At 70.3% G+C, this 9,301-nt stretch carries 13 protein-coding genes; 6 read left to right on the forward strand and 7 right to left on the reverse strand.

The annotated features are described in order from the left end of the window. Window positions 1-16: 16 nt before the first annotated feature. From ACIA8N_RS26405 to ACIA8N_RS26415, 3 genes are read right to left on the reverse strand one after another with little or no spacing between them, the layout of a single operon-like run. The gene (locus ACIA8N_RS26405) at window positions 17-688 is read right to left on the reverse strand and encodes a UbiX family flavin prenyltransferase (RefSeq protein WP_365778320.1); all 672 of its coding nucleotides are present in this window, start codon (window positions 686-688) and stop codon (window positions 17-19) included. A 32-nt stretch (window positions 689-720) separates the two neighbouring features. Further along, complete coding sequence (gene mqnP, locus ACIA8N_RS26410; protein WP_365778318.1) at window positions 721-1,623, reverse strand: menaquinone biosynthesis prenyltransferase MqnP; 903 nt, start codon at window positions 1,621-1,623, stop codon at window positions 721-723. Beyond that, the gene (locus tag ACIA8N_RS26415) at window positions 1,620-3,071 is read right to left on the reverse strand and encodes a menaquinone biosynthesis decarboxylase (RefSeq protein ID WP_365778317.1); all 1,452 of its coding nucleotides are present in this window, start codon (window positions 3,069-3,071) and stop codon (window positions 1,620-1,622) included. Before ACIA8N_RS26415 ends, mqnP begins: the two co-directional genes overlap by 4 nt. Window positions 3,072-3,160: 89 nt before the next feature. Between ACIA8N_RS26415 and ACIA8N_RS26420 the strand changes: the two genes are divergently transcribed. Next, complete coding sequence (locus tag ACIA8N_RS26420) at window positions 3,161-3,553, forward strand: PLD nuclease N-terminal domain-containing protein (RefSeq protein WP_365778315.1); 393 nt, start codon at window positions 3,161-3,163, stop codon at window positions 3,551-3,553. A 34-nt stretch (window positions 3,554-3,587) separates the two neighbouring features. After that, window positions 3,588-4,472: a LysR family transcriptional regulator gene (locus ACIA8N_RS26425; RefSeq protein ID WP_365778313.1), complete on the forward strand. Its 885-nt coding sequence runs from the start codon at window positions 3,588-3,590 to the stop codon at window positions 4,470-4,472. Here ACIA8N_RS26425 and ACIA8N_RS26430 read toward each other — a convergent pair. Next, window positions 4,375-5,328, reverse strand: coding sequence for a DMT family transporter (locus tag ACIA8N_RS26430; RefSeq protein ID WP_365778311.1), 954 nt, complete (start codon window positions 5,326-5,328; stop codon window positions 4,375-4,377). The two genes, ACIA8N_RS26425 and ACIA8N_RS26430, sit on opposite strands and share 98 nt — an antisense overlap. 148 nt (window positions 5,329-5,476) lie before the next feature. On the opposite strand from ACIA8N_RS26430, the gene ACIA8N_RS26435 reads away from it, so the two are divergent. Further along, window positions 5,477-6,106, forward strand: coding sequence for an NAD(P)H-dependent oxidoreductase (locus ACIA8N_RS26435; RefSeq protein WP_365778309.1), 630 nt, complete (start codon window positions 5,477-5,479; stop codon window positions 6,104-6,106). Between the two features lie 282 nt (window positions 6,107-6,388). Continuing rightward, the gene (locus ACIA8N_RS26440) at window positions 6,389-7,060 is read left to right on the forward strand and encodes a class I SAM-dependent methyltransferase (protein ID WP_365778307.1); all 672 of its coding nucleotides are present in this window, start codon (window positions 6,389-6,391) and stop codon (window positions 7,058-7,060) included. Here ACIA8N_RS26440 and ACIA8N_RS26445 read toward each other — a convergent pair. Then, entirely contained in the window at window positions 7,047-7,388 is a 342-nt protein-coding gene (locus tag ACIA8N_RS26445; RefSeq protein ID WP_365778305.1) for a hypothetical protein, read from the reverse strand. The genes ACIA8N_RS26440 and ACIA8N_RS26445 overlap by 14 nt on opposite strands. Continuing rightward, a complete protein-coding gene (locus ACIA8N_RS26450; RefSeq protein ID WP_365778303.1) occupies window positions 7,385-7,732 on the reverse strand; it encodes a hypothetical protein in 348 nt (115 codons plus the stop codon). The genes ACIA8N_RS26445 and ACIA8N_RS26450 overlap by 4 nt, the downstream gene beginning before the upstream one ends. Before the next feature lie 163 nt (window positions 7,733-7,895). Between ACIA8N_RS26450 and ACIA8N_RS26455 the strand changes: the two genes are divergently transcribed. Both ACIA8N_RS26455 and ACIA8N_RS26460 read left to right on the forward strand, forming a co-directional pair. Next, window positions 7,896-8,183, forward strand: a complete 288-nt coding sequence (locus ACIA8N_RS26455) for a GntR family transcriptional regulator (RefSeq protein WP_365778301.1) — start codon at window positions 7,896-7,898, stop codon at window positions 8,181-8,183. Between the two features lie 202 nt (window positions 8,184-8,385). Further along, window positions 8,386-8,988 carry a hypothetical protein gene (locus ACIA8N_RS26460; RefSeq protein WP_365778299.1) on the forward strand — a complete coding sequence of 201 codons (603 nt, stop codon included), beginning with the start codon at window positions 8,386-8,388 and terminating at the stop codon, window positions 8,986-8,988. Window positions 8,989-9,121: 133 nt separating this feature from the next. On the opposite strand, the gene ACIA8N_RS26465 is transcribed toward ACIA8N_RS26460, so the two are convergent. Next, on the reverse strand, window positions 9,122-9,298 hold the full coding sequence (locus ACIA8N_RS26465) for a hypothetical protein (RefSeq protein WP_365778297.1): 177 nt from the start codon (window positions 9,296-9,298) through the stop codon (window positions 9,122-9,124). Between the last annotated feature and the right edge of the window lie 3 nt (window positions 9,299-9,301).

The following is a 9,301-nucleotide window of genomic DNA, read 5'->3' on the forward strand; positions in this document are numbered from 1 at the left end:
GGCCTGATCCGAAGCCCTAACCCGACCGGGGGGTCGCTCCACCGAGCTCTCCCTCCCAACGGCGGTACAGCCGGTGCGGCACTCCCGCCGCGTCGAGCACCCGCCCGGCGACGAAGTCCACCAGATCCTGGATGTGCGTCGCCCCCGCGTAGAACGCCGGAGAGGCGGGCAGCACCACTGCGCCCGCCTCGTCCAGCGCGACCATGTGCTTGAGCGTCTGACCGTTCAGCGGGGTCTCCCGCACCGCGACGACCAGCGGCCGCCGCTCCTTCAGCGTCACGCTCGCGACCCGCTGCAGCAGGTCCTTCGAAAGCCCCAGTGCCACTCCCGCCACCGCCGCGGTCGAGGCCGGCACCACCAGCATCCCCTTCGCCGGGTACGAGCCGGAGGACGGCCCCGCGGCCAGGTCCCCGGCCGCCCAGTACCGCACCCCGCTCACGTCGACCGCGAACGTGTCCGGCTTCCCGTCGGCGCCCCGCGCCAGCCAGGCCGTCAGGTCCTCGCGCCAGTGGGCGTCCCGGAAGGAGATCCCCGTCTCGTCGAGCAGCGTGAGCCGCGAGGCCCGCGACACGACGAGGTCGACGCTCTCCCCCGCGTCGAGCAGCCCCCTCAGCACGGCGGCGGCGTACGGCGTGCCCGACGCCCCGGAGACCCCCACGATCCAGGGGATGCGCTTGCCGTCGTTCATGCCGTCGAGCCTATCCGTCATCGGGCCGGGGCCTACGGGGTGAGCCCGCGGACCAGCAGGTCGAGGAGGGCGCACACGAAGAGGCTGATCCCGATGAAACCGTTCGTCGTGAAGAACGCCCGGTTCAGGCGGGACAGGTCGTGCGGCTTCACGATCGAGTGCTCGTAGCAGAACGCGGCCACCACGATCACGAGGCCGGCCCAGAAGAACAGGCCCGCGTCTGTCACCAGGGCGTACCAGACGAGCAGCCCCGTGGTGACGACGGCGGAGCCGCGGGCACCCCACAGCGCGGCCGGGACGCCGAAGCGCGCCGGCACCGACATGACGCCCTCGGCCCGGTCCGCCTGCACGTCCTGGCAGGCGAAGATCAGGTCGAAGCCGCCGATCCAGATGCCGACGGCGAGACCCAGGATGACCGCGTCCCAGGACCACTCGCCGGTCACCGCGAGCCATGCGCCGATGGGCCCTATGGCCTGGGCGAGCCCGAGGATCGCGTGCGGGAAGTTCGTGAACCGCTTGCCGTACGGGTAGACGACCATCGGGATGACGGCGAGCGGCGCGAGCGCCAGACAGAGCGGGTTCAGCAGGGCCGCGGCGCCGAGGAAGACGACGACGGCGATCCCGGCCCCGGTCCATGCCGACCGTACGGACACGGCTCCGGTCACCAGCTCGCGTCCGGCGGTGCGCGGGTTACGCGCGTCGATCTCGCGGTCGATGATCCGGTTGCAGGCCATGGCGAAGGTCCGGAGACCCACCATGCAGACGGTGACGAGGAAGAGCGTCCACCAGTGGATGTCCCGGTCCACCTGGTACATGGCGGTCAGGGCCGCGATGTACGCGAAGGGCAGCGCGAAGACCGAGTGCTCGATCATCACCAGCCGCAGGAAGGCCTTGGTGCGTCCCGGCTGGGCGCCGGGGACGGCCGCGGTGGTCACAGTCCGTACTCCTTCCAGCGCCGGTCCACGAGGGCGGCCGTCGCCGGGTCCGACTCGACCATGTCCGGCCAGCCGCCGTCCCGGGTGTAGCCCTCCTCGGGCAGCTTCTTCGTGGCGTCGATACCGGCCTTGCCGCCCCAGAACTGCTGGTAGGAGGCGTGGTCCAGGTGGTCGACGGGACCCTCGACGACGGTGAGGTCGCGGGAGTAGTCGGTGTTGCCGAGCGCCCGCCAGGACACCTCGTGGAGGTCGTGGACGTCGCAGTCCTTGTCGACCACGATGATCAGCTTGGTCAGCGACATCATGTGCGCGCCCCAGATGGCGTGCATGACCTTCTGCGCGTGCTTCGGGTACTTCTTGTCGATCGAGACGATCGCGCAGTTGTGGAAGCCGCCCGACTCCGGCAGGTGGTAGTCGACGATGTCCGGCACGATGATCTTGAGCAGTGGCAGGAAGAACCGCTCCGTGGCCCGCCCGAGCGGCCCGTCCTCGGTCGGCGGCCGGCCGACGACGATCGACTGGAGCAGCGGACGCTTCCGCATGGTCACGCAGTCGATCTTCAGCGCGGGGAAGGGCTCCTGGGGCGTGTAGAAGCCGGTGTGGTCGCCGAAGGGACCCTCCGGCAGCATCTCGCCGGGCTCCAGCCAGCCCTCGATGACGACCTCGGCGTTCGCCGGGACCTGGAGCGGGACGGTCTTGCAGTCGACCATCTCGATCCGCTTGCCCTGCACGAAGCCGGCGAAGAGGTACTCGTCGATGTCGCCGGGCAGCGGGGCGGTGGAGGCGTACGTGACGGCGGGCGGGCAGCCGAAGGCGATGGCGACGGGCAGCCGCTCGCCCTTCGCGGCGGCGACGGCGTAGTGGTTCCGGCTGTCCTTGTGGATCTGCCAGTGCATGCCGATGGTGCGCTTGTCGTGCCGCTGGAGCCGGTAGAGGCCGAGGTTCCGGACACCGGTCTCGGGGTGCTTGGTGTGCGTGAGCCCGAGGTTGAAGAAGGAGCCGCCGTCCTTGGGCCAGGTGAAGAGCGCGGGCAGCATGTCCAGGTCGACGTCGTCCCCGGTGAACACGACCTCCTGGACAGGAGCGTCCTTCACCTTCTTCGGCGGCACGTGGACCATCGAGCCCAGCTTGCCGAAGGCCTCGCGGACACCGATGAAGCCCTGCGGCAGCTCGGGCTTCAGCAGCCCGCCGATCTTGTCGCTGATGTCCGCGTACGACGTGAGGCCCAGCGCCTTGAGCAGCCGGCGGTCCGTCCCGAAGACGTTCATGGCGAGCGGCATCGAGGAGCCCTTGACGTTCTCGAAGAGGAGCGCCGGGCCTCCCGCCTTGTTCACCCGGTCGACGATCTCCCCGACCTCCAGGTACGGGTCGACTTCGGCCTTGATGCGCTTGAGGTCGCCTTCGCGCTCGAGGGCCCTGAGCAGCGAGCGGAGATCGTCGTAAGCCATAGGGCCAAGTATCGGTCACGGGCTAGGCTTGACCTGTCACCGGGGCCTTCGAAACGAACCCCGCCATTGCTTCCAGGGGGCTGTCCCACATGCTCAGGGCGCTGATGTACATCCTGCCGCTGGCGCTGACGATCTACGCGTTCATCGACTGTCTGAACACCCCCGAGGACGAGGCCAAGCACCTGCCGAAGGTCGTCTGGGTCATCATCATCCTGCTGTTCTGGATCGTCGGCCCGATCGTCTGGTTCGCCGCGGGCAAGATGCGCCGTGCACCGGCCGTCGGCCGTACGCCTTCCGAATGGCACCGCAACCACCGCACCGAATGGGTCGCCCCCGACGACAACCCCGAGTTCCTGAAGTCCCTCAAGGACGAGAACGACAAGGACGAGGCCGTCCTCAAGGACTGGGAGGCGGACCTGCGCCGCCGCGAGGAGGAACTGAAGAAGCGCGAGAAGGACGGCGACAAGGACACCGAGAGCTGATGCGACCGGAGCGCGGCGAGAGGTCCGGGTCCTGATGGAGCTACGGCTCCTGGCGACGTTCGAGAAGGTCGCGGACGTCCTCTCGTTCACCCGGGCGGCGGCCGACCTCGGCTACGCGCAGTCCAGCGTCACCGGCCAGATCCGCTCCCTGGAGTCCTCGCTGGGGGTGGAGCTGTTCGAGCGGCTCGGCAGCCGCATCCGGCTCACGGAGGCGGGTGAACGCCTCCTGCCGTACGCCCGCCGGATGGCGGAGCTCGCGGAGGAGGCCCGTACGGCGGTGGTTGACGCGGGCGACCCCTCGGGAACGATCGCGGTGGGCACGATGGAGTCCCTCACCTCCTACCGGCTGCCGCCGCTCCTGGAGTACTTCCACCACCGCTACCCGGGAGTCCGGCTCACCCTGCGGCCGACACTCGGCGACGAGACCCGGCAGGCGCTGCGGCAGGGCACGTACGACGTCGGCTTCCTGATGGAGCCGGACACCGAGCACGAGGGCCTGGAGTCGGAGGTCCTCGCGCCGGAGCCGCTGGTCCTGGTGGCCGGTCCCGGGCATCCCCTGGTCGGGCGTACGGCCCTGACGGCCGCGGACCTGGCCGGGGCGCAACTGGTGGGCACGGAGCCCGGCTGCCCGTACCGGGACCTGTTCGAGGCGGAGCTGCGGGAGTGGGCGCCGCCGTTCATGGAGTTCGGCACGATCGAGGCGACCAAGCGCGGGGTGGCGGCGGGCCTCGGGGTGGCGCTGCTGCCGAGGGTCGCCGTCTCCGGGGAGCTGGCGACCGGGGCACTCGTGGAACTGGACTGGGAGGCCCCGTTCACCCTCTTCACACAGCTCGCGTGGCGGCGGGGGAAGCGGCTTCCGGCGCATGTCCGGCTGTTCGTGGAGCAGGCGCGGCGGCTGGTGTCCGAGCAGCGAGGGTGACCTTGAGGCTGGCGAGGACGATCAGCGGGACGCCGAGCGCCTGGACGAGCCCGATGTGGTGCCCGTACACGGCCCAGTCGACGCCCATGGCGACGGCCGGGTACGTGAAGGCGAGGACGGCGATCTTCGCGGTGGGCAGCTTGGCGTAGGCCGCGTACATGAGCACGTACATGAGCCCGGTGTGGACCAGCCCGAGCCCCACGAGCCACAGCCAGCCGCTGCCGAGCCCGGCGGCGGCGCCGAAGTCGGCGAAGGGCAGCAGCAGCGGCAGCCCGACGAGCACCTGCACGAGGGCGACGAGGTGGGGCCGTATGCCGGTGATCCGCTTGGTGACGAAGGTCGCGAGGGCGTAGAGAACGGCGGCGGCGAGCGCGAACCCGAGCCCCTTGAGGGAGGCGGTCTCCCCGGGCCGTACGCCGGAGACGAGCACGAGCCCGAGGAAGGCGAGCGCGAGCCAGCCGAGCTTCCCCACGGAGATCCGCTCCCTCATGAACACCGCCCCGAGGAGCACGAGGAAGAACGGCTGGGTGTGGTAGACGACGGTGGCGAGGGAGATGGAGCTGACCTCGTAGGCCTCGAAGAGGAACACCCAGTTGAAGACGATGAACACGCCGCCGAGCGCGGCGAGTCCGAGCTTCTTGGGGGTGAACCCGTGCCCGGTGAAGAACCCCCGGACGAGGCTGTACGCCCCGAGTGCGAGGGCCCCGAAGAGGCACCGGAAGAACACCACCTCGAAGGGCGAGGCCCCGGACTCGACGACGAAGACGCCGAGGGTGCCGGAGAGCACCATGGCGAGGGTGAGTTCGACGGTGCCGCGCGTTTCGTTCCGGATGTCGTTCCTCATGTCGTTTCTCATGCGGACGACGCTACGAGCGGGCCCGGGCCGGGTCCACGAGCCAGTGGGGCGTCCTGCCGATGGGGGCGATCGGCGAAACCGATGGGTCGCGGAATACCCGCGCGCGCACGCTAGTTGGCACCGGAACACCCCTAACGCCGGAGCAGACATGACCACCCTCGACACGACAGTCGACGCGAAGCGGCCGGAGATCGGCCCGGACCGCTCGTTCCTCTTCGTCCTCGGCAGCTCGCGCCCGGACGGCAACACGGAGATCCTCGCGCGCGCGGCAGCGGCGCAACTGCCTTCGCACGTCCCCCAGCGCTGGATCGACCTGAACCAGCTCGCCCTGCCGGACTTCCAGGACGGCCGCCACGAGACGGCCGGCTGGCCGGCGAACGAGAACGAGGAGCTGCTGCGCCAGGCCACCCTGGAGGCCACGGACATCGTCATAGCCTCGCCGCTGTACTGGTACAACCTGTCCGCCCAGACCAAGCGTTACCTCGACTACTGGTCGGGCTGGCTGGTCGCGCCCGACTCGGACTTCGCGCGACGGATGGCGGGCCGGACGCTGTGGGGCGTGACGGTCATGGCCAACGACGACCACACCGTCGCTGGCGGCATGACGACCACCCTCAGCCTCTCGGCGGCGTACCTCCGCATGCGTTTCGGCGGCGTCCTGACGGGAACGGGCTCCCGCCCGGGCCGGGTCCGCGCCGACGAACGCGCGATGCTCCACGCGAAGACGTTCTTCGAGAACGAGACACCGCTGGCACGGTTCCCGTACGAAGTGGACTGACAGCTGCCGCGTCAGGCACCCGGACGGCGTCGCCACCATCCCGGCCTCCCCGACGCCGCCGAGACGGGCGGGCCCGAGGTGGCCCGAAATCGCACCGTGGCCGCCATTCGTGCGGCAGGCTTCGACGTGGACCTGGAGCTGTGGCCGGACTCCGCTGACTGCACGCAGTGCCACGCCGGCTGCACGGACAGCCCCGTGGGCGGCAAGAAGTAGTCACGCCAACACCGCCCGCCCCTCGACCCTCGGGTCGGCGGGCGGGCTCTCAGCTCGGGAGGGACGAGGGTGCGCGAGCAGGACGTCTGGGCATGGGACGTATGGGGCGCGGCCAGGCCGGGACGCAAGGAGGCGAACGCGACCGGAGCGGCGACGTGGTTCAACTGGACGCAGTGGCCCGACCACGGGCCCGACGAGAAGATCCTCGGCGACCTTTCCGGCATGCCGGTCCTGGACCTGGGCTGTGGCAGCGGCGGAAACCTCGCTCACCTGGTGGCGCGGGGGGCCGACGCGGTCGGCGTGGACGTCTCGCCCGTCCAGGTGACCAAGGCGCGTGAACGCTGGCCACACCTCGATGTACGCCAGCAGCCGGCCGAGGAGTTCCTCGCGACCTCCTCTGCCGAGTTCGCGGCCGTCTGCTCGGTCTTCGGAGCCGCCTGGTTCACCGATCCCGCCGAGTTGCTGCCCCTGGTCCGAGCGAGCCTGAAACCCGGCGGGATCTACGCGTTCTCCCACAACCCCCCGGCCCTGAGCGGCTGCTACGGCCCGCAGGCCTCCCAGATGCAGCCGCCGGAGAAGGGCGCGGAACCCCTGTACGTGAAGCGCTGGGACTACGAGCCCGGCCGCTGGACGGAGATCCTCCGGCAGGCCGGGTTCACAGACGTGACAGCAGAGGTGATCCCACCCCCGGAGGGTCGGCGAACGGGGACTCTGCTCGTGCGGGGCGTCAGGACAGGGTAGGCGGCCCCACATGGCAGAGGCACCCGCACACGAGATAGCGAACGCCTTGTACGCCGCTGTCGCGGTGGACGTGGTCACGGCAGCGGTCGTGGCGGCCCATGACGCAGCGCGGTGACGTGAACTCCGGCTCGGGCTCGACCAGGGCGCCCGCCAGCAGGGATACGGTCACGGCGTCCGCGATCTCCGGCGTCACCCACCAGCCGTCACCCGCGCGGTCCCGGTGCGGACCGTCGTGCGCCACGGCGAGCACGCAGACAGAGCCGCCCCACACCGGCCGCACCGCCTCGGCGACGTCGAATACGGATCGCCGCGCCCCGCACCGGCTCATCGGGTGACCCCGGCATGGATGTCGCGCTGGTCGACGTCCACCCCCACCGTGGCCAACCACAACGCCCGCCGCCGCCTGCGCTGTGCGGCCCGAGCCGAGGCGGCCGTCAGGTAGGGCCGCTCCAGAGGCGACCGGGACCCGTCGAGCGGCGCCGTCTGCTCCTGGGCATAGGGCGACCGCCGTGCGGGTGCACGGTGCCGCGGCGCCTGCCGCCGGGCCGCCGGCCGGGGGTGGGTGACCGGACGGGGCCGGTGCCGCCCGGTGGGCGGCAGGCTCAGCATGAGCAGCCCGAGCAGTACGGGGATCAGGACCCTCCCCAGCAGGCGCGCGATAGGGTTCCGCACGTCATCAACTCCGTTGATAGTTGGTGGCCATGCCCCGGGGCCGGTGCCAGCGGTCGCCGGGGTCTTTGCTTGCCCGAAAACCTAGCTTCCTCATAGTCCTCTGTATACAAGTAGAGAGAGATCCACCCCATCGTGTAGATGCGCACCGCTCTATGTTGGACACATGAGCGATAACTCCACGCCAGACGGTCCCCTGGACCCGCAGAGCGCCACCCCGCTCTACGTCCAGCTGGCCGAGATCATCGGCAAGCAGATCGCCTCCGGCGCTCTCGCCCCCGACCGCCCCATCCCCTCTGAGAACCGTCTTGCCGAGGAGTACGGCGTCGCCCGGCTCACCGCCCGGCGCGCCACCCAGGAACTCCGGGACCGGGGACTCGTGATCACCGTGCGCGGCAAGGGCTCCTACGTGACCCCCACCGCTGGGACCGGCACCCCCTCAACAGAGGGGTGACGCAACGCCCCCGACGTGGGCGGGTCGGCCGCCGTCCGTCTCGGGGCGCGACGGGCGCGGCGGGTGCGACGGGATCGGCCACATCGAAACCCGGCAGCAATCGATCACTCGACGGAACCTCGCGTGCGTGTTCTTGTGTGAGAGCGAGCAGGAGATCCGATCGCGAGGGGGAACCGTGGGCCGGAAGAAGACAGAGCGGAAGTTGCTGCGACTGATGGCGGAGGGGGAGCCGGTCTCACTCGACACCGGCGGCCTGGCGTACGGGCGGGCCGTCCGACTCGCCCTTCTCGCCGAGGAGTTCGGCTACGAGTACGCCGACCTGAAACAGTCGGAAGGGAAGCTCACTCTGTTCCTGCTGCCGGACCCGCGTCCACAGGCGCAGGAGCGGGCCGCCGAGAATCGGAGACGGTACCCCCGGGCGAGCGAGGGCGGACCGCTGCCGGTGCCCGACCCCGAGACGTTCGCGCTCTTCAAGGCCCGGATGCTGTTTGACGTCGAGCGGAGGAGGCTTACCTCGAAGTGGATCTGGGCGTCAGCCGGCCTGGCCCTCGTCATCGGCGCCCTGGAGCTCGGGATCGAGTTCGGTGACGACCGGGACGCCATCCTCACCATCGGCGGCGCCTTCTTGGCGGTTACCGCCATCTTTGGGGCGCTCCTGTACGTATGGGGCATGCGGGTGCTGCGCGCGGGCGCGATCCGGCTGGAGGCGGCCGGTTTCACCCGGGTGCCCGACGAGCGCGGCCGGCTCCGCTACGTACCTCCGGGCCACGACGAACGACGCGGCCACCCGACGCTGAACGGGTAGAACGGCACACCCGAGGTGAGGCCCCATGCCGGGGAAGAGATCCCGGCATGGACGAGCGCCTCAGCAAGGACACCGCCCGCCAGTGGCTCGCGACCGCCGTCACCGAGGGCCTGGCGGGGGAGGGGGCCGCCTCTCAGAGGTAGGTCACCTGGAGGACGTATCCGCACTCATAGCGCGGTACGAGAAGGAAGACGAACATCCCGCCGGGTACCCGCACGTGTTCGCTCCTCGGGTTCTCCCCCTCGAACGAGGAGCCGTCGAGGTAGAGGGCTTCCGCAGCCCTGACCAGCTCATCGGCCCTCTTCTCCACTCG

The organism is Streptomyces sp. NPDC051822 (assembly GCF_044452745.1).
Classification (GTDB): Bacteria; Actinomycetota; Actinomycetes; order Streptomycetales; family Streptomycetaceae; genus Streptomyces.

Bases quoted from the DNA above. Each gene is read 5' to 3' on its own strand.
- ACIA8N_RS26425 (WP_365778313.1), top strand. From the start codon at position 3,588: ATGGAGCTACGGCTCCTGGCGACGTTCGAGAAGGTCGCGGACGTCCTC.
- ACIA8N_RS26415 (WP_365778317.1), bottom strand. From the start codon at position 3,071: ATGGCTTACGACGATCTCCGCTCGCTGCTCAGGGCCCTCGAGCGCGAA.
- ACIA8N_RS26420 (WP_365778315.1), top strand. From the start codon at position 3,161: ATGCTCAGGGCGCTGATGTACATCCTGCCGCTGGCGCTGACGATCTAC.
- ACIA8N_RS26435 (WP_365778309.1), top strand. From the start codon at position 5,477: ATGACCACCCTCGACACGACAGTCGACGCGAAGCGGCCGGAGATCGGC.
- ACIA8N_RS26405 (WP_365778320.1), bottom strand. From the start codon at position 688: ATGAACGACGGCAAGCGCATCCCCTGGATCGTGGGGGTCTCCGGGGCG.
- ACIA8N_RS26445 (WP_365778305.1), bottom strand. From the start codon at position 7,388: ATGAGCCGGTGCGGGGCGCGGCGATCCGTATTCGACGTCGCCGAGGCG.
- ACIA8N_RS26455 (WP_365778301.1), top strand. From the start codon at position 7,896: ATGAGCGATAACTCCACGCCAGACGGTCCCCTGGACCCGCAGAGCGCC.
- ACIA8N_RS26430 (WP_365778311.1), bottom strand. From the start codon at position 5,328: ATGAGAAACGACATGAGGAACGACATCCGGAACGAAACGCGCGGCACC.